The sequence below is a fragment of the Methanocalculus alkaliphilus genome (assembly GCF_024170505.1).
GTDB classification, from domain to species: domain Archaea; phylum Halobacteriota; class Methanomicrobia; order Methanomicrobiales; family Methanocorpusculaceae; genus Methanocalculus; species Methanocalculus alkaliphilus.
Genome location: NZ_JALJYG010000015.1, coordinates 22,851 through 47,779 on the forward strand (window position 1 = coordinate 22,851; position 24,929 = coordinate 47,779).

23 protein-coding genes are annotated in these 24,929 nt (G+C 55.8%); 6 read left to right on the forward strand and 17 right to left on the reverse strand.

Annotated elements, in window-relative coordinates; genetic code table 11:
- The first annotated feature begins 33 nt into the window (after positions 1–33).
- A complete protein-coding gene (locus J2T58_RS09525) occupies positions 34–1,209 on the forward strand; it encodes a HEAT repeat domain-containing protein (RefSeq protein WP_253489304.1) in 1,176 nt (391 codons plus the stop codon).
- 4 nt (positions 1,210–1,213) lie between these two features.
- Here the strand turns inward: J2T58_RS09525 and J2T58_RS09530 are convergent, their stop codons facing one another.
- Genes J2T58_RS09530 through J2T58_RS09540 form a run of 3 tightly spaced genes read right to left on the reverse strand, consistent with a single transcriptional unit; the run spans position 1,214 to position 3,285 of the window.
- A complete protein-coding gene (locus J2T58_RS09530) occupies positions 1,214–1,816 on the reverse strand; it encodes a DUF2179 domain-containing protein (protein ID WP_253489306.1) in 603 nt (200 codons plus the stop codon).
- A gap of 31 nt (positions 1,817–1,847) precedes the next feature.
- Positions 1,848–2,393: a pyruvoyl-dependent arginine decarboxylase gene (locus tag J2T58_RS09535; RefSeq protein ID WP_253489350.1), complete on the reverse strand. Its 546-nt coding sequence runs from the start codon at positions 2,391–2,393 to the stop codon at positions 1,848–1,850.
- A gap of 25 nt (positions 2,394–2,418) precedes the next feature.
- Positions 2,419–3,285: an MBL fold metallo-hydrolase gene (locus J2T58_RS09540; RefSeq protein ID WP_253489309.1), complete on the reverse strand. Its 867-nt coding sequence runs from the start codon at positions 3,283–3,285 to the stop codon at positions 2,419–2,421.
- A 59-nt stretch (positions 3,286–3,344) separates the two neighbouring features.
- On the opposite strand from J2T58_RS09540, the gene J2T58_RS09545 reads away from it, so the two are divergent.
- From J2T58_RS09545 to J2T58_RS09565, 5 genes are all read left to right on the forward strand, one after another.
- Positions 3,345–4,511, forward strand: a complete 1,167-nt coding sequence (locus tag J2T58_RS09545; RefSeq protein WP_253489313.1) for a hypothetical protein — start codon at positions 3,345–3,347, stop codon at positions 4,509–4,511.
- A gap of 4 nt (positions 4,512–4,515) precedes the next feature.
- The gene (locus J2T58_RS09550; RefSeq protein WP_253489316.1) at positions 4,516–6,204 is read left to right on the forward strand and encodes an adenosylcobalamin-dependent ribonucleoside-diphosphate reductase; all 1,689 of its coding nucleotides are present in this window, start codon (positions 4,516–4,518) and stop codon (positions 6,202–6,204) included.
- A gap of 42 nt (positions 6,205–6,246) precedes the next feature.
- Positions 6,247–6,900 carry a response regulator gene (locus J2T58_RS09555; protein WP_253489319.1) on the forward strand — a complete coding sequence of 218 codons (654 nt, stop codon included), beginning with the start codon at positions 6,247–6,249 and terminating at the stop codon, positions 6,898–6,900.
- Positions 6,901–6,970: 70 nt separating this feature from the next.
- Positions 6,971–8,263: an aspartate--tRNA(Asn) ligase gene (gene aspS, locus J2T58_RS09560; protein WP_253489322.1), complete on the forward strand. Its 1,293-nt coding sequence runs from the start codon at positions 6,971–6,973 to the stop codon at positions 8,261–8,263.
- Positions 8,264–8,293: 30 nt separating this feature from the next.
- Positions 8,294–9,178 (forward strand): methionine synthase, encoded by an 885-nt coding sequence (locus J2T58_RS09565; RefSeq protein WP_253489325.1) that lies wholly within the window; start codon positions 8,294–8,296, stop codon positions 9,176–9,178.
- Between the two features lie 282 nt (positions 9,179–9,460).
- Here the strand turns inward: J2T58_RS09565 and J2T58_RS09570 are convergent, their stop codons facing one another.
- The 14 genes from J2T58_RS09570 to fdhF all read right to left on the reverse strand — a co-directional run bounded on the left by J2T58_RS09570 (position 9,461) and on the right by fdhF (position 24,391).
- The gene (locus J2T58_RS09570; protein WP_253489327.1) at positions 9,461–10,042 is read right to left on the reverse strand and encodes an RAD55 family ATPase; all 582 of its coding nucleotides are present in this window, start codon (positions 10,040–10,042) and stop codon (positions 9,461–9,463) included.
- 6 nt (positions 10,043–10,048) lie between these two features.
- On the reverse strand, positions 10,049–10,831 hold the full coding sequence (locus J2T58_RS09575; RefSeq protein WP_253489329.1) for an energy-coupling factor transporter transmembrane component T family protein: 783 nt from the start codon (positions 10,829–10,831) through the stop codon (positions 10,049–10,051).
- 2 nt (positions 10,832–10,833) lie between these two features.
- Positions 10,834–12,234 carry an ABC transporter ATP-binding protein gene (locus tag J2T58_RS09580; protein ID WP_253489330.1) on the reverse strand — a complete coding sequence of 467 codons (1,401 nt, stop codon included), beginning with the start codon at positions 12,232–12,234 and terminating at the stop codon, positions 10,834–10,836.
- 3 nt (positions 12,235–12,237) lie between these two features.
- Entirely contained in the window at positions 12,238–12,762 is a 525-nt protein-coding gene (locus J2T58_RS09585; RefSeq protein WP_253489331.1) for a hypothetical protein, read from the reverse strand.
- Positions 12,759–14,291: a class I adenylate-forming enzyme family protein gene (locus tag J2T58_RS09590; RefSeq protein WP_253489332.1), complete on the reverse strand. Its 1,533-nt coding sequence runs from the start codon at positions 14,289–14,291 to the stop codon at positions 12,759–12,761. Before J2T58_RS09590 ends, J2T58_RS09585 begins: the two co-directional genes overlap by 4 nt.
- 71 nt (positions 14,292–14,362) lie before the next feature.
- Complete coding sequence (locus tag J2T58_RS09595; protein WP_253489333.1) at positions 14,363–15,469, reverse strand: ATP-NAD kinase family protein; 1,107 nt, start codon at positions 15,467–15,469, stop codon at positions 14,363–14,365.
- Positions 15,469–16,827 (reverse strand): TrpB-like pyridoxal phosphate-dependent enzyme, encoded by a 1,359-nt coding sequence (locus J2T58_RS09600; protein ID WP_253489334.1) that lies wholly within the window; start codon positions 16,825–16,827, stop codon positions 15,469–15,471. Before J2T58_RS09600 ends, J2T58_RS09595 begins: the two co-directional genes overlap by 1 nt.
- Before the next feature lie 112 nt (positions 16,828–16,939).
- A complete protein-coding gene (locus tag J2T58_RS09605) occupies positions 16,940–18,184 on the reverse strand; it encodes a RecQ family ATP-dependent DNA helicase (RefSeq protein ID WP_253489336.1) in 1,245 nt (414 codons plus the stop codon).
- Positions 18,177–18,842, reverse strand: coding sequence for an SdpI family protein (locus J2T58_RS09610; RefSeq protein WP_253489339.1), 666 nt, complete (start codon positions 18,840–18,842; stop codon positions 18,177–18,179). The genes J2T58_RS09605 and J2T58_RS09610 overlap by 8 nt, the downstream gene beginning before the upstream one ends.
- 161 nt (positions 18,843–19,003) lie before the next feature.
- Complete coding sequence (locus tag J2T58_RS09615) at positions 19,004–19,291, reverse strand: hypothetical protein (RefSeq protein ID WP_253489341.1); 288 nt, start codon at positions 19,289–19,291, stop codon at positions 19,004–19,006.
- Entirely contained in the window at positions 19,284–19,556 is a 273-nt protein-coding gene (locus J2T58_RS09620; RefSeq protein WP_253489343.1) for a DUF4405 domain-containing protein, read from the reverse strand. The genes J2T58_RS09615 and J2T58_RS09620 overlap by 8 nt, the downstream gene beginning before the upstream one ends.
- Before the next feature lie 36 nt (positions 19,557–19,592).
- On the reverse strand, positions 19,593–20,717 hold the full coding sequence (locus J2T58_RS09625; RefSeq protein ID WP_253489344.1) for a hypothetical protein: 1,125 nt from the start codon (positions 20,715–20,717) through the stop codon (positions 19,593–19,595).
- 441 nt (positions 20,718–21,158) lie between these two features.
- Positions 21,159–22,313, reverse strand: a complete 1,155-nt coding sequence (locus tag J2T58_RS09630; RefSeq protein ID WP_253489346.1) for a Coenzyme F420 hydrogenase/dehydrogenase, beta subunit C-terminal domain — start codon at positions 22,311–22,313, stop codon at positions 21,159–21,161.
- 5 nt (positions 22,314–22,318) lie between these two features.
- Positions 22,319–24,391, reverse strand: a complete 2,073-nt coding sequence (gene fdhF / locus J2T58_RS09635; RefSeq protein ID WP_253489348.1) for a formate dehydrogenase subunit alpha — start codon at positions 24,389–24,391, stop codon at positions 22,319–22,321.
- Positions 24,392–24,929: the final 538 nt, after the last annotated feature.

Consider the following 24,929-nt stretch of genomic DNA (forward strand, 5'->3'; position numbering starts at 1 on the left):
CCTTCCACCGATACCAACATACAGAGGAAGTCTATGGGTTTTTTCAGAAATCTCAGATCCCGTCTTGGAGCAGAAAAACAGAAGATTGAGGAAGAGGGAGAGGAAGAGGCACATCTTCCACGACTGTCGCTTGACGAGACACTCGGGAGCCCCGATCCGGAGGTCCGGCTACACGCCGTCTCGGCAATAGGAGAGATCGGCAAAGCAGCGGTCCCTCTCCTGATCACAGCCCTCCATGATGAGAGCTGGCGGGTCAGGCGGGGGGCGGCTGCGGGGCTTATTCGTATCAGGGAACCGGCAGTTGCTCCGATGATCCAGACATTTGAAGGGGGGAGGAGCGATGTCCGGAGGGAGTTGATCAGGGCCCTCCATCTCATCGGCGATACCGCATTCCCCTCACTCGTATCTGCACTCAACAGTCCGTCCCCGGAGATCAGATCAGGTGTAATCGAGACGATTGGCCTGATGGGTGGAGAGAGACGGATAGAACCACTGAATAAAGCGCTCAGCGATGAGGACCCCCGGGTCCGTGCAGCGGCTGCACGGGCATATGGATATCTCCCTGATGATCGGGCAATACCAACACTCCTTCTTCTTTTTGGGGATCAGGAGGAGCGGGTCAGAAATGCGGCTGTTCAGGCATGTACACAGCTTGGAGCAGCCGCTGTCCCGCCCCTCATCCAGGCACTCCAGGGGGCAGATCCGGAGATCAGACTACGGATCGAAGAGGTGATGGCCGAGATTGGCGACACTGCACGCGGGAAGATCGTCCCACTCCTTCAACATGAGGATCCAATAATGAGAATGACCGGGATTCGGATTCTTGGCAGGATCCGGGATCTCAATACCGTTTCACACCTCATCGGAGCTCTTGCGGATCCTGATCCGGAGGTCCGGGACGGGGCGATCATCGCCCTCACGGGTTTTGGGAAGGCGGCACTTCCGGAGGTCACCGCAGCCTTTGAGAGCAGCGAGAACCGAATCCGGGAGGGAGCAATGGAGATCCTGGCAGGGATTGGTGAGCCGGCGGTTCCAACCATGGTCACCTATCTCCGCAATGAGGAGCCCGCCGTCAGAAGGCAGGCTGCCGTCGTCCTCGGTGAGATTGGCAGCCATGAAGCCCATGAGCCGCTCACCGATCTCCTCCGGGACAGTGATCCCGCCGTCCGGAGGGAAGCGTTTCTGGCACTTGAGCACCTCAGAAGATAATATCCTATTTTTGCTTTCGCCGGACCTTCATCGCATTGATCCGGGAGCTGAGGAAGCCCGGCCGTTCCATCGGGAATACCCCCTCCTTCACCGAGCGGACATCCTCTACCGAGTAAAAAGCATTCGGATTGAAGTGTTTAATCAGCTCGATTACCTCCGGCAGACGGGACCGGTTGATCACAAGGAAGATAAGCTTCACCTGGCCGGTCGCCCCTTCGGCATCGATGGCGGTGACACCATAATTCCCCTGTTTCAGCATCTCGACAAGGACGGAAGCATCCCGTCTGGTGATCACACGGACAATCACCTGGCCTATTGAGAGGCGATCCTCAAGGAGAATCCCCAGATAGTTCCCTAAAGCAAAACCGAGCCCATATGCAATATATGCCGCCGGATTATTCAGGTTCTTCATGATCTCGCCGATGGCGAGCAGCCAGATGATCACCTCGAAGAAGCCAAGTGCCGGGGCAAGGAACCGGTATCCACGTGAGACGAAGATGATCCGAATCGTCCCGATGCTCACATCGAGGATACGTGCAATGACGATGAAGAGAGGAATAAATACCCATGTATAGAGATCAGTCAGAGGAATACCAACGATCTCCATCTCATCTCCACCCCTTTAAAAAAAGGCTTATTTAAAGGATAAAGACAGCTGCAGCGATGGTTGTGACCCACCGACCCTCAGCGTCGCCCTCAGCAGACTGGCAGATATGTGTCGTCTTGATGATCTTGCCACTCGCCTTATAGATCTGCTCCCTCTCCTGCCATGCCTTATCGGGATCAAACTCGATACCAAGAGTCGTTGCAAGCATCGTCGCGGCGAGATCCTCTGCATACTCACCGGAGACGAGTGCGGTCTCACCATAGGCGTGATGCTCGGAGAGATAGCCGTACTCATTGGCATCCTTTGGAAGTGCAAGCCCGATGGCGGCTGAGGAGAGCCTGTTTGGTTCCTTCGTCTCGCTCCGTGCCATGACACAATAGACGATCTCGCCTGCATGAAGATCCTTCAACCCTTCCTCACGGGATACAATCGTTGCGTTGGGTGGAAAGATGCTGGATACATAGACGAGATTATACTTCTCGATACCTGCCTTTCTGAGGGCAAGCTCAAAAGAGGCGAGTTTGTCCTTATGGACACCGACACCCTTTGTGAAGAAGACCTTCTGGGGAACAACCATATGCATCATTCGTCCCCTCCGGAGTTTAAACTTTGTCAAGAGATACCGGATCCTCATCCCAGGAGAGGTGGCTGCCAACCCCGATCGAGGTCACCCTGAGATGCCTGGAGAAGGCGATCGCTGCCGGAAGACCGGTGCAGTGGCAGGGGTAGATCTCCCCGACCCCCTCCCCCGCGCACCATTGCGCAACTCCGGCTATCCGTTCAGGAGATGCTGAATAGAGATGAAGGCCACCGATGATGGCTCTGACACGGTCATATCCGCAGATCTCACGCGCATATGTGACGGTATGCTCTATCCCCGCATGAGTACAGCCACAGATGATGACAAGCCCCTCATCCCCGCAATAGACGAGGGCGGAGTCCTCGATCACCGGATCCAAAACCCATCCGTCGGGTCCTTCAACATACGCGGTACTCTTCTGGGTTCGGGAGGGGTCGGTCCGTGGTATTTCGCCAAGGAACCAGAGACGATCACTGATCCTGAGAGGGCGATCAGAGAGATGCAGATCCCCGATTGCGGCAAGCTGATCCCTTGTCACCGGACAGCCGACATCCCCTTCCCCTTCGGCAACCTTCCGCCGAAACGTCCCGGGATGCGTGATGATCGAAGGCCCCGTCTCCGGGGCACCCCTATCCGCCATCTCATGGTAGTAGTGCATGAGCCCAAGGAGCCCCCCGGTATGATCGATATGGCCATGGGAGAGGACGATGGTATCAATGGAGAGGAGATCGACCTTCATTGCATCCGCATTTGCGATGAGGAGATCGGAATATCCGCAGTCAAAGAGGATTCTGGTATCGCCATCCCGGAGTATGAAGGAGAGGCCGGGCTCACCCCGGTAGTATCTGTCGATGAGGGTTGTATTCTCAACAAGGACAGTGAGTTGCATAGAGAATAATCGAACCCTCAGACGAAAGCATCTTTCATCTCCTGCGATGATGATCATGTATGATGCGGGGAATTATCCCTCTTGCAATTCTCATCCTTCTCATTCCTTCTGCAGCAGGGTTTGTCGTCCTGGATTCAGATGGAATTGTGGATGGGTATCTCAGCCCGGGAGATGAAGAGACTATTATTGTCACCCTCGGCTTTCCCGGACTGGAGCTCCTCTCCTTCCCTTCCGGAGATATCCTTGAGCTCCGAACCGATCTCGCGAATCCGAAATGGAGCGTCGTCCTGATAAGAGGGGAGGCGGAGAGCACGCTCAGGCAGTCAGGGAGAGCACGTGAGGTGATAACAGGATGGGAACTCTCATACCCGGTAGCTGAGGATATCAGCCTCTCTATCAGCCTCAGGGGAACGGTCCCTGACACAGGTTCGGATACGCCCCTCTCACTCATCAGGGTGCGGCAGCTTGATGGATCCCATCAGCTCCGCGGAGAGAATGAATACGAAGTCTCACAGCTCGTCATCCCATCAGGGAGCATTCCCCCCGGCGACAGACCGGATCCGGTCATCATTGCACCACCGCCACCGGATCTCTCCGCATTCACCCCATCATCCCGGTTAACCACTCCGGCAGGGGAGATGACACCCGGGGAAACGGTCACGCTCAGAACCCATCTCTCCTTCGATCGCCTCCAGACAACATCATTTCCATGGACAGATTCCCTCCGTCTCAGATCAGCTCTCCTTGATCCGCAATGGGAGGTGACCCTTTTCCGGGATGGTGGAGAGATGCCATCATCCACACGGAGGAGCCCGTACTACACAATACCCGGCTTTGAGCTCTCCTATCCGCAGAGGGAGAATGTCGGCCTCAGGGTTGCCGTCACCGGAGAGGTTCCCGAGGTGGCAGGCTTCCCGCTCCTTGAGATCAGACAGTGTGGCCCAAACGGGTATGCACGTGAGGGGGCGATCTTTATCCACCCCGCGACCATCGCAGATCCAAGAGAGGTGCCGGTGCCGACACCCACCATGACCGTATCACCTACTCCGGTTCCTACAATCGAACCGGAACCGCCCCATACCCCAAACCCCCTCCCGGTACCTGAGGATACCGGAGGGATCTATCCTGATCTCATCTCATTTGAAAAGATTGGAGCCCTCATCGACTCCTTCATCGAATTTCTCATACCACAAATACAGAGGATCATCTCAGGAGTAGGGGGATAGCAGCGTGAATGGGAGGATCCGGGATCATATCCTGAGGAGCAGGTATCTCCAGCCGGGAGAGGAGGGCTTCCCTGATATCTGCTCCCGTGTCGCATCTGCCATTGGAAGTGATGAGGTTGAGCGCGATCAGTTTCTCCGGATGCTGCAAGGACAGCTCTTCCTCCCGAACTCTCCTGCCCTGATGAACGCAGGGACCAGAAATCCCCAGCTATCTGCATGTTTCGTTATTCCGGTCGGAGATACCATCCCTGAAATCTTCAGGGCATTGCGGGAGGGGGCGATCATCCAGGTGAACGATGGCGGTACAGGATATTCATTTTCAGAGATTCCTCCCTCGGGAGCCCCCATTGGAGATCTGGAGGGGGCATCACCCGGGCCCGTTCGGATCATGGAGATCTTCGACACCGCCACCCGGATCATCCGGGAAGGGGGGAGGAGGAGGGGGGCAAACATGGGTATCCTCGATATCACCCACCCGGATATCCTCTCCTTCATCACAGCGAAGAAGGAAGAGGGGGTGCTTGAGAACTTCAATATCTCTGTGATGATCCCTGACCGGTATATGAAGGCGCTCACAGAGGGATCCGGGGACGAGATCCTCACTACCCACCCGGTCTCCGGAGAGGCGATCAGCATCCGGGAGGCTTTTTCATCTATTATCGATGGGATTCATCGTAACGGAGAGCCGGGAGTCCTCTTTGCTGATGCCATCAATGCAGCAAATCCGACACCTGCGCTTGGATCGATCAAGGCAACCAACCCCTGTGGTGAGGAGCCTCTCCTCCCCTATGAATCCTGTATCCTCGGAAGCATCAATCTGCCACGCTTTATTGAGAGTAAATCGGTTGTCTGGGAAAAACTCGAAGATATCATCCGTCTTGCGGTCCGTTTCCTTGATAATGCCATCGACCAGACGACCCATCCGCTCCCTGAGATTTCGGAGGCGACAAGAAAGACACGGAAGATCGGACTGGGGGTGATGGGGCTCCATGACGCACTTCTCCTATCTGGAGTACCGTACGATACAGAAGAGGCACGAACCTTTGGCCACGAGGTGATGGCGTTCATCACGGCAACTGTAATTGATGAATCAAAACGACTTGGAAGAGAGAAAGGGGCATTTCCGGCATGGGAAGGAAGTATATGGAAGGAGCCGATCCGAAACGCAGCCCTCACCGCCATTGCACCGACCGGAACCATCTCTCTCATTGCAGAAGTCTCGCCAGGGATCGAGCCGGTCTACTCCTTTGCCTGTATCCGACACCATATCGCAGGGAAGGCATTTGAGATGATCCACCCGATCTTCTCCCGCGCACTTGATGAGGAGATCACACGCATCGGGTTGGGAGAGGAGAAGAGGCGGGAGGTGATCGACCATATCATTGTGACAGGGACGCTCCAGGATATCGAATGGCTCCCTGAAACGTTTCGCAGGCTTTACCGTTCAGCCAGGGATATCCATCCCGATGACCAGCTTATGATGCAGGCCGTCTTTCAGCAGCATACCGATGCTGCCATTGCACGGACCATCAATCTCCGGGCCGGGACTCCAAAAGATGAGATAGCCCGGCTAATCATCTCTGCATGGAACCTGCATCTTAAAGGGGTGACATGCTATCGGATCGGAAGCAGGCGGGACGCAGTATACATACCCCATGGTTGTCCTGCCTGTTTATATAAGGATCTTCAATAATAATTGCAACCTTTTAATATCAGTTAGTATAATAATACAAATATGCGTGGTGACCCTGAGCCCGACGAGAAGGACGGTGGGATCGAGAGACTGATCCTCTTCGTCGACGATAACCCGGCCCTCAGGTTGATGATCCCCGATGTCCTCAGCCAGTATGGATATCATGTCATAACAGCTGGCGGTGGGGAGGAATGCATGGAGATCCTCTCCGATACAATCCCGGATCTCATTGTCCTGGATATCATGATGGAGCCGATGGACGGGTGGGCCACACTCAGGGCAATCCGGAACATCCCCGCATATGAGGATATTCCGATACTGATCCTCACCGGAAAGGTCTTCCTTCCGATCGAGATGATCCGGTATGGGCCTGAGATCGTCGGATGGGTCAAAAAACCTGTCCGGATGGGGCAGTTCATCACGTTATTAAACAAGGTGTTCGACGATCTCAGGCAGGATATGGAGATTGCCGAGAAGATGGGTGGATCACTCACCCCTGAGGAGCGCCGCCAGATCGCTATTCACCACCGCAGGCTCAGGGTTCTGCCGCAGGTCTATGATGGTATCATCTGCCAGTGCCTCTCACCAGGACGGTCAACATGTGCCTTTGGGGAAGAGACGAAGGATATGGAGAGCCTCATCGCCGAAGAAGAGCGCTGGTGCCGTGAGCACGGGATTCTTGTGGAAGATGAGTAAATTTTCATGTTCATTACCTCCCGGACGGGTTAATCTCTTTGCCTTGTAAGAGATACACATACTCGATTTTATGCGCATACCAATACAAGAGGTCACTTCGGATCTGGAGAAGGCAACGATAGCCGGCTGGGTACATGAAGAGCGGGATCTCGGCGGACTCGCGTTCTTCCTCATCCGGGACAGAACCGGTATTTTGCAGGTGACGATCCCGAAGAAGAAAGTTCCTGAAGCGGTTCTGCTTGCCATTAAAGAAGTCTCCCGTGAGTCGGTTGTCCGGGTGACAGGGGTGATCAAAGCGACCGATAAGGCTCCTGGCGGACGGGAGCTCGTCCCGGAAAGTTTTGAGATCCTGGCAAAGGCAGCCTCACCCCTCCCGCTTGATGTTGCAGAGAAGGTGCCTGCCGAGATCGATACCCGCCTTGATGGAAGGTTCCTCGATGTCAGGCGACCAAGAATCGCATCAATCTTCCAGATTCGATCCAGGGTGATGGAGGCAACACACTCCTTCCTCTTCGATGAGGGATTCATCAACATCACCACCCCGAAGGTGGTCGCTGCCGCAACCGAGGGCGGGACAGAGCTCTTCCCGATTGCATACTTTGAGAAGGAGGCGTTTCTCGGCCAGAGCCCGCAGCTCTACAAGCAGATGATGATGGCGGGCGGTTGTGAGAAGGTCTTTGAGATCGGCCCGATCTTCCGTGCCGAAGAGCATAATACCGTCCGGCATCTCAACGAGGCGACATCGATCGATGTCGAGGTCTCCTTTGCCGACCATGAAGATGTGATGCAGCTCCTCGAACGGCTGATGAGAACGGTCTACCAGGCAGTCGCCGATGACTGCACCGACCAGCTCGCCCACCTTGGGATCACCGACCTTGCCATCCCCGACGCAACGCTCCCACGACTCCCCTATGCCGAGGCGATCGAGATCGCGGCAAAGAAGAGCGAGGATCCGATCACCTATGGCGATGATCTCGGGACGGCAAGTGAGCGGATCATCGGTGAGGAGATGGGAGCCCATTACTTCATCACCGAGTGGCCGACCGCCATCCGCCCCTACTATGCGATGCCAAATGAGAGCGATCCCTCCATCTGCAACGCCTTTGACCTGATGCATCCAAGGATGGAACTCTCCTCAGGAGCCGAGCGATGCCACATCCATGACCAGCTCGTCGAGCAGATCAGGAGCAAAGGCCTCTCACCGGAAGGATTTGAGTTCTATCTCAAACCATTCCGGTACGGGATGCCGCCCCATGCAGGCTGGGGTCTTGGAGCCGAGCGGCTCGTTATGACGATGTGCGGACTCCAGAACATCCGTGAAGCGGTCCTCTTCCCGCGTGACCGCCACCGCGTCACCCCGTAAACCATGTCTTCGCCTCGATTCGATCCCGGTATGATCCTCCCGACGACGGTCGTCGGGAGCTTCCCTGCGGTGAAAGGAACCGGGCTTGGAGCGATCATCGATCCCTACCGGCATGCGGTCCGGTTCGCTGTTGCAGAGCAGATCCGTGCGGGTGTCGATATCATCTCGGATGGACAGGTCCGTGAAGGGATGATCCAGGCATTCACAGGCAAGCTGCCGGGTGTCCGGGATGATACCGTCATCTCCCGTATCCTCCCTGCCGCATCCGGGATCACCGTCGGGGATACCAGGTACGCCCTCTCCCAGACAGGGAAGGTCAAAGGAATCCTCACCGGCCCTTCCTCCATCGCCCATGCACTCCGGATAAAAACCCCCGAGTACAGAAACAGGGATGAGGTCGTCCTTGATATCGCCGCTGCACTTGCTGTGGAGGCTCAGGCGCTTGCAAAGGAAGGAGTCTGCATGATCCAGATCGATGAGCCGATCCTCTCAACCGGTGCTGCGGATATTGCGACCGGGGCGGAAGCGATCGGGATCATCGCCCGATCAGTGGATCTCCCTGTCTGCGTGCATGTCTGCGGACCGCTTGCCGGGATCATCGATACCCTCCTCCGCCTCCCTGTCGCAGTCCTTGATATTGAGGCCGCAACCCAGCCGGAGAACCTTGAGATATTCGATGAAAAGGATCTCAGAGGGAAGATGATCGGGTGTGGGTGCGTTGCATCATCAGATCACGAGGTGGAGAGTGTCGACCTGATCAGGGAGCGGATCGAGACCTGCATCGATACCTTCTCGCATGACAGGATATTGATCGACCCGGACTGCGGATTGCGGATGCATACGCCGGAGGGGGCGGCTGCAAAGCTCTCCCGGATGTGCGAGGCGGTCAGGCTGGTGAGAAGGGAGTATGAATAGAATGCGGGATACACAGTGCGATAACAGAACAGATCGAAAGAGCTTGTAGAAATGGAGAAGGCAGATTATACATATACGGATCTTCCGGGAGAGGGAGTCAGCGACCGGAAAATACGCAGGCTTGAGGAAGATAGCAGAATCTGGGCAAATCGTCGAAGAGATAGTTACGTCCCACTTTCTGCGATTAAAGACTGCGATTCTCCAGAGTGAGTTGGCCGGTGAGCTCAGTCATCTCCCTGAAATAACCTCTTTCTACGAGGCAGTGTTGTGAGATCCATCTCCTCACACCACCCTTGACGTCGTCGAGAGCTCGATCCCATCCCCGGTGAGGATGAAGGGGACGGTCCGATCAGGGATCCGCATCCCCCGGTACTTCATCACCTGGAGCCGGCGTTCGATCTGGGACTGGTGGACCTCTGTTCTGAGATAGATGACGATATCTGCCTGCCTGAAGATCAGGATCTCTTCATACGGGGTATGCAGGCCTTCGTACAGCGTACAGAGGAGGCATCCCCCTTCCGACCGGAACGATTCTGTGGCGATGGTGAGGAGACGGATCGCCTGGGAGATGCCCCGGTCAAGGATCACCGAGGAGAGCGAGTCAAGGACTGCGGCAGAACCCCTGATATCATGGGCGATATCCTCGACCGAGAGGCCTGCAGCCACAAGTGCCGGGCCGACGGGCTCCTCATCAAGGGTCAGATACACCCCGTCTGCCGCTGCTGCAAACCGGGCCGCAAGTATCTCAATCCCGGAGAGGGCGGATCCATAGACGATGATCCGGGCACCTGCCCGGTATCCGCCACCGAGGACCGGATCAAGCCCCGGTACCCCGCTTGTTCTCATCCCATGCTCTTCCATCATCGTATCCTACATCAGGGGTATGGCAACCACCATAACGGCAAGAAGCGACACCGCAGTGATAACAGCCCCGTCGAGACGGCCAAAGGTGATCGGATCCGGTTCAGCCTTCCCGCGTCTGTACCCACGCATATCGATCGTCATTCCTAGGGTATCAGCCTTTCCAAGAGAGTTAAAGATGAGGGGGAGGATGACCGGCCGGAGACCCCGGACCTTCCCGATGAACCCGTCTCCGGGGGAGTACCCGCGTGCAAGCTGTGCCTCGCTTATCCGGATCCCCTCCCTCTGGAGCGTTGGAATGAAGCGGAGCGCGATGAGGAACATCAGTGTATAATCAATCGGCATCCGAAGCTGGCGAAGTGTCATGACCAGCTCCCCCGGCCTGGTCGAGATGACCAGAAGCTGGAATGCAAAGAGCATCACAGAGAACCGGAGTGCAAGGATCGTCCCAAAGAGGAGTGCCCCGCTCGTCACCGGAAGGGCACCACCGATGAGTGGAACGGCAGCCGGGATGAGCGTCAGGATCACCTCGCCCCCCTGCATCGTCAGGACGGTGAAGAGGACAAGCATCCCACCAAGGATGAGGAGGAGCGGGATCTGTTCGGTGAGCCCGCGGGAGAGCCCCCCTGCCCATGCAGCAAGATAGACCGCAATGAGAAGACCGGAGAGGATGAGAAGATCTCCGGTCATGACGGCAAGCGCAACGAGGATAACCGTGAATACAAGCTTTGTCAGGGGATGAATCCGGTGGAAGATGCCGGCTCCCGGGATATACTGCATAATCTCCTGCATCGTCATGCCTCCTCGATCGATACGATCCGCCCGCTGTTCATCCTGATGACCCGGTCCGCATAGGTTGTCGCGAGTCCGGGATTATGGGTGATCATCACGATCCCATGGCCGGCGTCTGCAAGACGCCCCAGGATATCCATAATCTGGAGCGATTCTGCAGGATCAAGCCCGGTTGTCGGTTCATCCAGGACGAAGACATCCTGGCCCATCGCGATGACGCAGGCGAGGGCGAGCCGCTGCCGTTCGCCCCTGCTGAGATGGCGTGGATTGACCTCCCCTTTTCCTGCAAGGCCGACCTCGGCGAGTACCGTTTCGATACATCCGGTATCCTTTCCGATATTCTTCAGGCCGAAGGCGACCTCCTTTTGAACAGTATCCTCAAAGAGCATCGTATCCGGATTCTGGAAGACGAGTCCGGTATGCCGGGAGAGGAGAGAGACCGACTGGTCATGGCACCTCGTCCCGGAGACGAGGAGCGATCCTTCGGTCGGGCGGAGAAGGCCATTCATATGCTTCACAAGTGTCGTCTTGCCGGAGCCGTTCTCCCCGATGATCGCGATGATCTCACCACGGCTGAGTGTCAGATTCACACCATCAACAGCCCGGAGATCTCCGTAGCAATGAACAAGATTCTCCATCTCGATGAGGCGATCCCCGTTCGCCACTGATGTGCGTCTCCGGGCCGGCCGGAGTGACTCCTGTATCCGGCGTGAGACCTCTTGTGCCGATCCCGATGCGGTGATCCGCCCATCCTCAAGGAGGATACAGGCATCGGCATATGACGCGGCTTCATCGATCATATGCTCAACAAGGATGATCGTCTTCCCTTCATCAGCAAGCCGGCGGAGGAGGGAGAAGACGACACCCCTGGCGGCTTCATCAAGCTCTGATGTCGCCTCATCGAGGATCAGGATATCGGTTCCAAGTGCCAGTGTCGCTGCAAGTGCCGCCTTCTGCTTCTGGCCACCAGAGAGGGTATAGGGGGGTCGATCAACAAGGTCCCGGATCTCAAGAAGACCGAGGATCCGGTCCAGCTCCTCTTCCGTCTGACCCCGGGAGAAGCCCCGGTTCCGGAGACTGGTTGAGATCTCCTCACCGACCGTTGTGAAGATCAGCTGGGCATCGGCGTCATCAAAGACCATCGATACATCATAATAGAGCTCTTCGACGCCGTCATACGCCATAATATCCTTTCCTTTCACGGCAATGGAACCCTCAAGCCTCCCTGAGTAGAGATGGGAGAGGATCCCTGCCATCGCCCGGCAGAGGGTGGTCTTTCCTGACCCTGATGGGCCGGTGATGATCAGCATCGATCCCGGGGAGAGGGAGAGGGAGATCTCCCTGAGAACCGGTCTGTCCCCTCTGAGGTATGTGTAACTGAGATTCTGAATATCAATAGGCATCGTTCATCTCTCCAGGATTCGTGAGGCAGACGGGTAGAGCATCTGGACGATGATTCCATTGACGACAGCGGTGATGAGAACAATCGGGACGATTGCCATGACAAAGCCGGTCAGGGTTACTGCCTTTGCAAGCATTCCCGGTGCTGCCAGGAGGAGGAGGACAACAACCCCCACGAAGGTAAATCCCGATGCAAGCGTCGCAATGGCGGTTGAGATGCCGGGTGCCCCCACCCTGATCCGGTCCTTCACCAGCATGAAGACGAGGATGCAGACGACGGCACCGACGGGCTCGGAGATGAGGTTTGCCGGTGGGAAGATCGAATGGCTGATCAGGGCAGATACCAGGCCGGCGATCGCCCCGATTCCGAGGGCCTCATTCACCTTCGGTACAACAAGGAGGATCGCGAGCGAATAAAACGCTATGACAAGGTTGGCGACGATTGGTCCCGGAATGACGAGGGACATAAACCGGACGATGGCCCCGGCTGCAAGCAGGATGCCGACGATTGCTATATCTCTGGATTTCATGGTGTCTGCCTTATTTTCTGTGAATAGTTTTCCCTGAGGCTCTTTCTCATCAGCTTCCAGCCATTGACCCGTGGAAGGTGATCAACGATCTCCACCTCACGGGGAACCTTGTACCCTGCCAGATGCCGGCGGCAGTAGGTGATGATCTCCTCGATCCGGAGGGGGCGTTTCAGAATGACCGCCGCAACCGGGATCTCGCCCCGCCGTGGATCGGGAACACCGAATATTGCCGCATCTGCGATATCGGGGTGGCGGAGGAGGACATTTTCCACCTCTGTGGGGTAGATCTTCCAGCCGGACATGATGATCATATCCTTCTTCCGGTCGGTGATCGAGAGCATTCCGTTCTCATCCAGGTACCCGATATCGCCGGTGAGGAACCAGCCGGACGGGAGGAAGGCAGCCGCCGTCTCCTCCGGCATCCCATAATAGCCGAGGGCGACGGAGGGGCCGCGAAGGGCGATCTCCCCCTCCATACCTTCCGGGAGGACCACTGATGGATCCCCGGTATCGACGATCCGGACCTCTGAATAACCGGCAGGATGGCCGACCGAGAGGAACCGGTCTGCGAGCGGATAGTCGTCTGCACGGATGGCGGTTCCTGTGCCGACGACGATCGTCTCGGAGAGGCCGTAGGCGTTGATGATCGGGATGGAAAACCGCTCATGAAAGGGTTTCCAGATATCAGGATGGAGCGGACCGCCACCTGAGATGATCTCCCGGACAGATGCAAGCAGGTCTTCGGTTCCCGGCGGGGAGGTGAGGAGGGTATGGATCACCGGAGGCATCCCGGCAAGGACCGTCACCCGGTACTCCTCAGTCAGCCGGAGATATGCCTCCGGATCAAAGCGTTCCATCACAACGAAGCGTGCACCGGCCTTCAGGGCGGCGATCCCCCAGGAGATGCCGACATGGCCCATCGGGTAGATGCCAAGATAGATATCATCCGGACGGAGGCCAAGGACCTCGGCCTCGGCATCGAGTGCCGCCATCCATCCCCCCTGGGTGAGCATCGCACCCTTCGGCCGTCCGGTTGTTCCTGAGGTGTACTGAATGTGACAGAGATCTGATCCCTGGCAGTTCGCAGGTTCAATCCAGATCCGATCATCGGGGAGAAGTCTCCAGGGGACAGTTCCTTCCGGAGCATCGCCCCCTGCGACGATGACGGTGACATCCGGGATGGACGATGCCATCTCCGAGCCCTCAGGATCGGTGATGATCACCTTGCTCCCGGAATCAGATACAGCGTAGGCAAGTTCATCCCTCGTTGCGACCCGGTTTGCCGGAACGGCAACAGCACCGATCCGCCACGCGGCAAAGTATGCGATGAGATAGCCCGCAGAGCTCTCAAGGCAGATGGTGATCCGCTCCCCTTTTGAAACGCCATGGGAGAGGAGGAGCGACCCGAGAGTGCAGGTTGCATCAAGGAGATCCTGCATCGTGTAGGATTCACCCGTTGATGGAAGAATCAAGGCTGGGCCGCTTGATCGTGCTGCACCGATATCAAGAAATGATGTGACGTTTGGCATCTGTTGCTCCAGAGATACAATATTTGTTCTTTGATGTATATATTTGTACAATAGCCATTTAAAGTGACCGATTATATGCCGGATCTGGCAATGGTTCTTCGTTCTGCGAGACCATATCCGCAGATGACGCGGATCGTCTCAGGAAAGGCCGCATCACAAAGACGATCACCGGTATCAATATGGAGAAGAGGTGTCCCACGGAGTTTTTCCGGTGTGGCAACGACGATGATATTCTCCGGTCCTATCCGGGAGATGGCTGCGGGTGTGATCACCTGCGTCCCACGGCCGAGGATGAACCCCTGGGATCCGATCGGGCTGATGATGAGGCGTGCATCCGGGTGGATCTCAAGGAATGAAAGGAGGGAACGGGCGTCAAGGTCACCTGCGAAGCGGGTACCGCCGGCATAGGCATCAATGCCCAGGAGGGTCTTTGGGAGCCCCATCTCCTCTGCTATCGCTTCTGTCGTCGATCCCGCACCAAGAATGAAGGGCCGGCCCGACGAGAGGACAGCTGCCATGAAACGGGCGATCTCTCTCCTCTGCCGCTCTTCATCTCCCTGCGTTCCATATGTCTCTTTCGCATGCTGGACAAAGCCGCTCCGGTAGGGAATCCGGGCAATACCATAGAGGCGGGTGCTGAGCCGGCCGGAACGGTACGCCTCCTCATCGACATCAAGGACCTCGGCATCGCGGAGCGGGAGCGAGCCGATATCCCGGATGAGGGGGGCGGCGGCCTGCGGATCGGTTGCAAAGACCGCGGAGTACATCTTGACCCCGGCCGGGATACCAAGGAGAGGGGTGCTGGTGCCGACTGCGGCAAGGACATCCCGTGCGGTGCCGTCACCACCGACGAAGAGGATCAGGCCGGCTCCCGCATCTGCGTATGCCCTGCATGCCGCCACGGTATCCTTGGCAGTCGTTGTGGTATTGCATTCATAGAGGACCGTATACCGGGAGATCCCGGCATTCCGGAGGGCATCCTCTCCCATCGGGCCTGATGCGGTCAGAAACTCTATCGGTTCATTTACAAGAAGGGAGAGGGTCTCTTCCGCACGAAGGAGTGAGCGGGGCTCAGCCCCCCGCTTCAATGCCTCTTCAGAGAGGCCGTCTGTCCCCTTCAGCCCGACGGTCCCCCCAAGGCCGGCAATGGGATTGATGACAAGTCCGATCCTCTGCATCACCGGACCTTCGGGAGATGGGAGAGGGACTCTTTGATCAGGTCGTCGGGGCATTCATAATCGATGATCTCGCCTGCATGGTAGGCATCATATGCCGTCATGTCAAAGTGGCCATGGCCGGAGTTGCAGAAGAGGATCGTCTTCTCTTCACCGGTCTTCCTGCATTCAAGCGCAACATCAATCGCCCCTTTGACCGCATGGGCAGCCTCGGGTGCGACGATGATCCCCTCGGCCCGGGCGAAGATCTCAGCTGCGGCGAAGACCTCATTCTGGAAGTACGCCCTCGGAGTGACGATCCCGTCATGGACGAGGCGGGAGACGATCGGGGAGTCGCCATGGTACCGCAGCCCTCCGGAATGGAGTGATGGCGGGACGAACTCATGGCCGAGGGTGTACATCTTCATCATCGGTGTCAGGCCGGCAACATCGCCATAATCATATTCGTACAGCCCTTTGGTCATCGTCGGGCAGGCGGCAGGCTCGACGCCGATGATCTCCGTCCCTTTCGCCTTCCCGGTCAGGATATCTCCTGCAAATGGAAACGCAATCCCTGCGAAGTTCGATCCGCCGCCGACACTACCGATGACGACATCCGGGTAAGAATCAACCGTCGCAAGCTGCTCCCGTGCCTCAAGGCCGATCACCGTCTGGTGGAGGCAGACATGGTTTAAGACCGAGCCAAGGGCGTAATGGGTGTTTGCATTGGTCGCGGCATCCTCGACGGCTTCGGAGATGGCAATGCCCAGGCTCCCGGTCGTCTCGGGATCTTTTTCAAGGACCGCCCGCCCCGCTGCGGTTTTGGTGCTCGGGCTCGGGATACATTCTGCACCCCAGACATGCATCATGGATTTCCGGTATGGTTTGTGGGCATAGCTGGATCTGACCATGTAGATGGTGCACTCCAGATCAAAGATGTTCGTTGCAAAGGCGAGAGCAGACCCCCACTGGCCGGCCCCGGTCTCTGTCGCGATCCGCTCAATCCCCTCCTTCATATTGTAGTATGCCTGGGGAATGGCGGTATTTGGCTTATGGCTCCCTGCCGGGCTGACCCCTTCGTACTTATAGTAGATCTTCGCCGGGGTCTTGAGGTACTTCTCAAGCCGATGTGCACGATAGAGCGGGGCGGGCCTCCAGAGTTTGAGGATCTCCCGGACCTCATCAGGGACCGGGATTTCCCGCTGCTGGGTCATCTCCTGGAGGATGAGTTCCTTTGGAAAGATCGGGGCGAGATCATCAGGGATAACAGGCTTGCCGGTCGCCGGGTGGAGCGGAGGATCAAGCGGGGTCGGGAGATCAGCCTGGATATTATACCAGGTTCTGGGGATGCTCTCCTCATCAAGATATATTTTGGTCTGCATCTTACAAAAACCTCCATTCAAATACAAAGTTGTGGTATAATGAATATATATGTACATCTAAATGATAAATGTATCCTTCAACCCGGCGATCAGATCTGATGGAAATATGGTACTACCGTTTCCCTGCTTTTTTCTCCCGTTTCAGGGCATCACAGCCGTCGCAGGTCCCACAGCGGGATGCGGGGTACTTCTCACCGAAATGGGCGAGCAGGGAACGCCTCCGACAGCCATCCCGTGAGCACCATGCAGCCATCCGGGAGAGGTTGGCGAGCCGGACCGGGTAGTTCTCTCTCCCATGATACTCCTGTGTGATAAGTTTTTCAGCGATAATGAAGTCACTTCGCGAGTATAATAGAAGAGATTCGGAGGGCTTTCCATCCCTCCCTGCCCTTCCGCTCTCCTGATAAAATGATTCGATATCCTTTGGGGGATGGTAATGGGCAACGAACCGGACATCCGGCTTGTCGATTCCCATCCCGAAGGCGACGGTGGCAGAGATGACTCGGATCTCCCCTCTGAGGAAAGCATTCTGTACACGGATCCGCTCATTTGCCGAGAGTCCGGCATGGTAGGGAAGAGCAGGAATCCCGCGTTCCCTGAGGTTTTCCGCAGTCTCTTCGACAGATTTCCGGGAGCGGCAATAGACGATCCCGGAGCCGGGATGGTTATTTGAGATGAACTGGACGAGACGGCGGAACCTCTCCTTCTCTGTTGCCACCTCCCTGACGGTATACCTGATATTCTCCCGGTCAAAACTTCCGATATACCGGGATGGTGAACGGAGCCTCAGTTCCCTGATGATATCATCCCGCACCTCCTCCGTCGCGGTCGCAGTGAGGGCGATGATCGGAACCTCCGGAAAGGTATCCCGGATCAGTGAGAGTGAACGGTAGTCTTCGCGAAACTGGTGACCCCAGTGGGAGATGCAATGCGCCTCGTCGATGGCAAAGAGTTTCGGTCCGGCCTCTCTGAGAAGCTGCTGGAATGGGGGAAGCGCCATCCGTTCGGGAGAGACATAGAGGATCCTGACGTTTCCATTCCGGATAGCCGCCTCCACCGCCTTCCTCTGGTCATAGGTCTGGCTGGAGGTGATGAGGGCGGCCTCGATCCCCTGATCCAGCAGGCTGTCCACCTGATCCTTCATCAGGGCAATCAACGGAGAGACGACGACCGAGAGTCCGCCGAGCTTTACGGCAGGGAGCTGGTAGCAGAGGGATTTACCACCGCCGGTCGCCATGATCGCCAGGACATCACGGCCGGAGAGGATGTCTGCGATGATCGCCTCCTGGTTCGGACGAAAGGAGGTGAGGCCGAAGAAGGCTTCAAGGGTCTTCTGGGTTGTCGTCTCATCACTCATGGATCATCTCCAGCCGCTGATATTCACGGTAGCTGACGACGACGAGCCATGCCGTGGCCAAAAGGACCGGGGCGATGATGAAGAGGAAGAGGTGATCGGGAAAGAAGGCACCAAGAAGTGTCAGCCCGGCCGCGATCCGGAAGGTCCGTGCACCCGCCTGATGCGTCCTCTCCCAGACGATTGGGCTCTTCATCGTCCAGGGTGTTCTGATCCCAAAGACAGGATTCGGGCTGGAGATCCGGGGGAGGAGGATCGAAATGCCAAGGGAGAGGAGAGCAAAGAGGACCGGGAAGAAGAGAAGGGGATCAACCGGATGGCCGAGTATGGTGAGGGCCTGGTATAGCTGGATTGCATACAGGAGACCAAGCACCAGGAAGATGAACCACCCCGCTGATCTCCGTGTCCGTATATCTCCGGAGCCGTAGCGTCTGAGCAGCATTCCGAAGAGGAGGGCGGCAGCAATGATGATTGCGGGGATGATTGCAAGGCCAAACACTTGATCTGACCATGCATCGGGCTCGCCCGAGAGATTCCAGTGTGTCGGGATCATCTCCGGGGCAGCAGAGTAGATGAGTACAGCAGTAAGGAGTGATCCGGTGATGAGTATGAGTGTGGCGATCCGATGCGTCTCCATTGTGATGCATTCTATTGATCGCATACCTTCAAAAGGGATGCTGTTCCGGGGTACCCGGGATCTACCATACTCAGGTAATTCATAGTAAAAACCCGGGTAAATCCCATGCATATCAGAAAGAAGGGCAGAATCTTTGTTCCCGGCAGCGGAAACAATGAGATAGAGATACCCCCAGACAGTATCGACTATGGATCATCCCGAAGACCGAGATCACAACACCCATCGTCATTCAGATCGGTAAACAAAGCACAATCCCCGACACCACCACTACAGGTCTTCCCAAACGGGCAGGCACCGGCAAGGGCGGCAGCTGCTTCATCGGGGGTCATCTCACTTTGCTGAATCGAGTCACCCTCTTGCGGTGGAACGAGATGCCGGTCCCCTCCTGAGGATTCATCAACGCATCCGGAGACGCCACAGAAGAGACCAGCCAGAAGCATCAGCCGGACTGCGGTCAGGATAGTACTATTCATCAGATCGCCTCCGTTCAAGAAACATTCTTTTTGTCATGATAATCATCCAGTTCCAGTGTATGCGAATATGAATGGCAGCCAGAATACAGAGTACAAGCCCGCTCCAGTCATGGATAAGCGTAATTTCCGGAAACGGCAGGGACTGGTATGTCAGCCCAAGCTTCGGGATGAGCCCCGGCCATTTTAATATTCCTGTCAGAGCACAGAGGATGAATGAGATGAGCATCCCCATATTGACGGCATAGAGAAGAGATCTCCGTTCCATGCTACTCACAAGAGATTCAAGGCAGGAGGAAGGGAGTTACTCCTTCCTGCGTTTCATCAGAACAATACCTGCACCAACCAGGAGAACCAATCCTCCCCCGATTACAGCGAACATCTTCATATTCAGGTGCCCCTCTTCAACCTCAACCTCAATAGGGCCGGACTCCCAGATAACAGCACCTGTGTCACGCTCAATCAACTGGAAGACGACATAGGTATCCCCTTCATGATCCCCATAAATGTGGACATGGTCCCCGTGATCCGAGACCCGGGCAAATCCTGCCGGAGCCCCGTCTGCAATCCGTGCGGACATCGCATAGGCTGCACCGGGGTTCCGGGTTCCATGGTAGAGCGGAATAACTGATCCGCTTTCATCGATATACCGTGCCATCAGCTCGATATCCTCGCCTTCATGGATATGCGGGAGCCCTCCATGCCAGTGATCATAATGGAAATCGGCAACAACTTTGCCGGTACTCCGGTCGATGATCTCAAGCTCCACAACAACCGGGTGAGTGTTTGAGATCTCATTGAAGAGCCATGCATCTGATCGCTCCCTGTAGCGCTCCCCCACAAGAGCATACTCTTCGGCAAACCGGAGAATCTCCTCGGGGGATGCTGTCTCCTCTACCTCCACCTTTCGCCTGGTGTCAAAATATCCCTCCGGAAAGACATGATCCGCAAAAGTGAGCGTTACTGATTCACCTGTCGAGATCCGGGTCATGGTAAACCGATATGAATCAATTGTTCGTTCCCGTGATCCCCACTGGAGATCGTTCTGCTTTGGATCGGAGATCAATGATCCATCAGCTCCGGTGAACCAGGCCTTCCCGCGATAAGCCGGATTCATATCCTCGAAATTGCCGGTGAGATACTTTGCCGACCGAACCGAACCCCTGGAGACGAGAGCAGATGTATACTCAATATCTGATCGCTCCGGGATCCCATCTCCCCAGATTTCAGATATCCCCGCAGCAAAAGCCCGGTAGGTTACCACCATGCAGCAACCGATATGCGGGTTGTCACGGCCCTCAAGTTCTGCAAAATAGAGGGCCATATCATCAAGGGTGATCGATACCATTCTGCCATCCTCAGCAAGTACAATCGGAGGCAGATTCACATCCGGAGCATCACCATCATCATGCGGGTGGGCAGATGCCAAGCCGCAGAGACAGAGAGCACATACAAATAGTACACATAATTTCCTTATCATAATCCTTCATTCCTGTCATGTTAAACGAGACAATCGGGCAGGAATCGCCCTTTGTATCCACCCTTCCAGACCAGGGGGTACCTGATGTATTTGGTAATTCGGAAGGTATGAAGCGTCTCCAAACAAGATTCGGAAAAAGGTCAAAATCTCAAATAATTCGGTTTTGCAAGAAAATATTGCATTGTTTCATCAAATGATTCATCAGAATCAGCTATCGCGGAATTTAACCAGGAGTAACCGATGGAACCCTGGAAAGAAGAATATAACCATGAATTCCCCATCGAATTGAAGATCAATTCCAATTATATGAAGAAGATATCAGAAAAAGAAGCGATTGGGAAGGAACACGCATCCCCCCAATTCCGTGTCATAGTACTCCGCACAGGCTTTCTAGTTTTTATATGGGGCATCACCAAGCTTCGGGAGATATGTCGCATCCGCCTCTGCCCTCACGGCATGAGAGTAGAGAGCAAGCGGGATATCCATCGGGCAGAGCTCTTCACACTGGCCGCAGTTGATACAGGAGTCGGAGATGTGGGCGAGCCGCCGCATATGGAACATCGGGTTTGGCGGGATCTGGCCTGTCGGGACCATCGTTGTCGCTCTCTTCAGCTCCTCTTCCTTGGGGAGACAGACCGGGCAGCTCTCGATGCATGAGTAGCACTTGATACACCGGGAGGTCTCTTTCTGGATATCATCCCAGAGGTTCTCGGAGAGGGCGGCAAAGTCATGCTGCCTCCACTTCTCACCAAGCTTCAGCATGGCATTCTCGACTTTGCCACGAATTGCGATACCCTTTGGATCAGCTGCCGATGTGGCGACAGCTCCTGCAGCCTCTGCCTTGCTGACGAGATCGGCCCCCTTCTCAGAACAGACCTCAACGAAGGTTGCCTTACCGGCCTTGTCACCGACGACACCCCAGTTTCCACAGGCGAGATCTGCCTGGCGGGGAACTTTGTACTGGCACCGGCGGCAGTTGCTCCTCCGGCCATAGCCTTCCTCTTCAAGCTCATCGATGGAGATGCCCTTGTGGGCGCCATCCTTTGTGATGACGATGAACTGACCCTTGTCGATCTCCTCTTTCACAACATCAGAGGGATCAAGGTTAAACTTCTCCTTGATCATCTTCCGAGCACTCACAGGAGCGATTGATCCTCCACAATTAAGGCCGATCAGAACAAGGTTGTCAAGGTTGACCTGGTTTCTCCGTGCAAGCTCGAGGAGACCCATCATATCACAGCCCTTCACCGGGAGGGCGAGCTTTTTGTTGTTTGCTCCCTCCGCATATTTTGTGAGGATCTTTGAGAGGAGGAGGGTTCCACAGTGGAGTGAGCCTGCTCCTTTCTCAACATCAGCCGGATCGGTGACGATCTCGACACTGGCGTCATAAATATCGGCTCCCTTCTTTACTGCAAGGACACCATCAACCATCCTGCTGTCAAGGGCATATTTCAGGAGAGCAGTAACTGCCCCTCCGCACTCGCCTTTCTCAAGGCATGCTGCGTCAGATGCCCATGCATATATCATATCGCCTTTTGCAACCATCGTAATCAGGCCTCCTTGATCTTCTCAACGGCAACAGCACAGGCCTTGAACTCCGGAATCTTCGATATTGGATCGAGGGCGTCGTTTGTCAGGACGTTGGCTGCACATTCGGCAAAGTGGAACGGCATGAACATCACGCCTTTCATGATATCCTTTGTCACACGGGCAGGCACATTGATCTGGCCACGCCGGGTCTTTGCGATGATCATCTCGTTGTCGGCGATACCGAGTGCTTTGGCATCATCGACATTGATCTCGATCCACCCGGTGGGCTGTTCGCTGTCAAGTGATGCGGAACGCCGGGTCATACCACCGGTGTGCCAGTGGAATAAGCTTCGGCCGGTCGTCAGGATGAACGGATACTCGGCGTCAGGAACCTCTGCCGGCGGCTTGAACGTGATCGCCGTCATCAGACCCTTGCCGTCGGGCATGACCGGGGCAAATGCCGTGGTATGCAGGATCGGGGTACCCGGGTGGTCGGCTGCAGGGCAGGGCCACTGAAGCGCTTCGGGTTTGTTGAGACGCTCATAGGACATACCGGCATAGGACGGGGTCAGGCTGGTGATCTCGTTGAAGATATCTTCAGCAGACTGCCAGGCGAACTGCTCGGCATAGCCCATCTTTGCGGCAACCTCGGCGATGATCTGCCAGTCGAGTTTTGCCTGGCCGGGGGCTTCCTGTGCCTTTCTGAGACGCTGGACACGACGCTCGGTCGAGACCTGGACACCATCCTTCTCGGCAAAGCAGGTGGCGGGGAGGACGACATCGGCCATCTCGGCGGTCTCGGTCATGAAGATATCCTGGACGACGAGGAACTCAAGCTTCTCAAGCGCATCCTTCACATGGGAGAGGTTGGCATCAGAGAGCATCGGGTTCTCGCCCATGATGTACATGCCCTTGAGTTCACCAGGCTTCTCATTGAGCGTCTTGAGCATGATGGTGACCTCATAGCCGTTCTCGGGTTTGCAGATACCGTCCGAAAAGCCCCAGGCATCGGAGAACTTCTTGTGGGCAGCTTCATCGATGACCTTCTGGTAGCCGGTGAAGACGACAGGGAGACAGCCCATGTCACAGGCGCCCTGGACATTGTTCTGGCCACGGAGCGGGTTCACACCGGTGCCGGGACGGCCGATGTTGCCGGTCAGCATGGCAAGGTTTGCAATGGATTTGACGTTGTCAACACCGGTGGTGTGCTGTGTGATACCCATTGAGAAGATAACCGAGGAGGCGCCGCTTGTGGCATACCATTCGGCGGCCTGCTTCAGCTGGGCGGCGGGGATGCCGGAGATGGTCTCGACGTTCTCAAGCGAGTATTCGGGCTTCATGACTTCGCCTTTCAGGGCATCATACTCGACACACCGCTTCTCGATGAACTCCTTGTTCTCCCAGCCGTTTTTGATGATCTCCTGCATCATCGCGTTGAAGATGGCGACATCGGTCCCGCTCCGAAACTGCATATACATGTCAGCCTGCTTGCCGGTCGGGGTGAGACGGGGGTCGGCGTAGATCACCTTACCGCCGTTCTTCCGGGCACGGGCGACACTCCGGCCGATGAGCGGGTGCTGCTCATAGGTGTTGCTCCCGATGATGAAGATGCACTTCGATTCGGCGATGTCGGCGATCGAGTTGGTCATTGCACCGGAGCCAAACGTTGTTGCAAGGCCGGCAACGGAGGAGGAGTGGCAGAGACGGGCACAGTGGTCGATGTGCGTCGTCTTCAGGGCACCACGGGCGAACTTCATGATCGCGTAGTTGTCCTCGTTGCTGACACGGGCAGAGGCAAGGACGCCAACCTCGCTCGGCTGGTACGATTTCAGCTTGCTGGCGATGAGCTCGTATGCCTCGTCCCAGCTGGCTTCGACGAACTTCCCGTCCTTCTTGATGAGCGGGGTGGTCAGCCGGTCTTCACTGTTGATGAACTCGTGCGCATAGACGCCCTTTGGACAGAGCTTCCCCTCGTTGACGGGGGAGCGCTGGTACGGGGCGACGCCCACGACCTTGCCGTCGTTGACGACCAGGTTCATGCTGCAGCCTGTCCCGCAGTACGGGCAGGTGGTTTGTACATATTTCATTGCCATGGTTAAACCTCGGACAAATAAGTGGTGCAATATTCATGGCTTAAATATGTTGATTTGAATTTTAGTTGATTAATGGAGCTCTTTTCGGTAATAACCCGTTACATTAACCCGATTATCACATTGATGTTTTTTGTTTTATATATAACGAACATATAGCCGCTCAAGGACCAGAAGCGATCATCAGACCGAAGAGAAGGGTATTCCTTTGAGACATGAGTATTCCAAGCTGTTTTATAGGTTTTGATAAGGTATATTAGGTGCATGTTCACAAGGATATAAAGGAGCGGTACAATGCGCGCCATATTACAATTAATATACAAATATCAGAGGTCCTGCATTTCCGGAATACCGGGCTGATCAGGAGAGGTCCGGTATCTTCCAGGAGGAGAAAAGGGGCGGAGGAGGAGAAGGGTAGAATTTGAGAGTGAAATTAAAATTATATTTGATAGGACTTACGCATAACCCTCCGAAAAAAATTTAGAGCGCATACTTTGGATCCTTTAGGTAGTCGGCGATAGCATTAGACTGGATCTCCCAT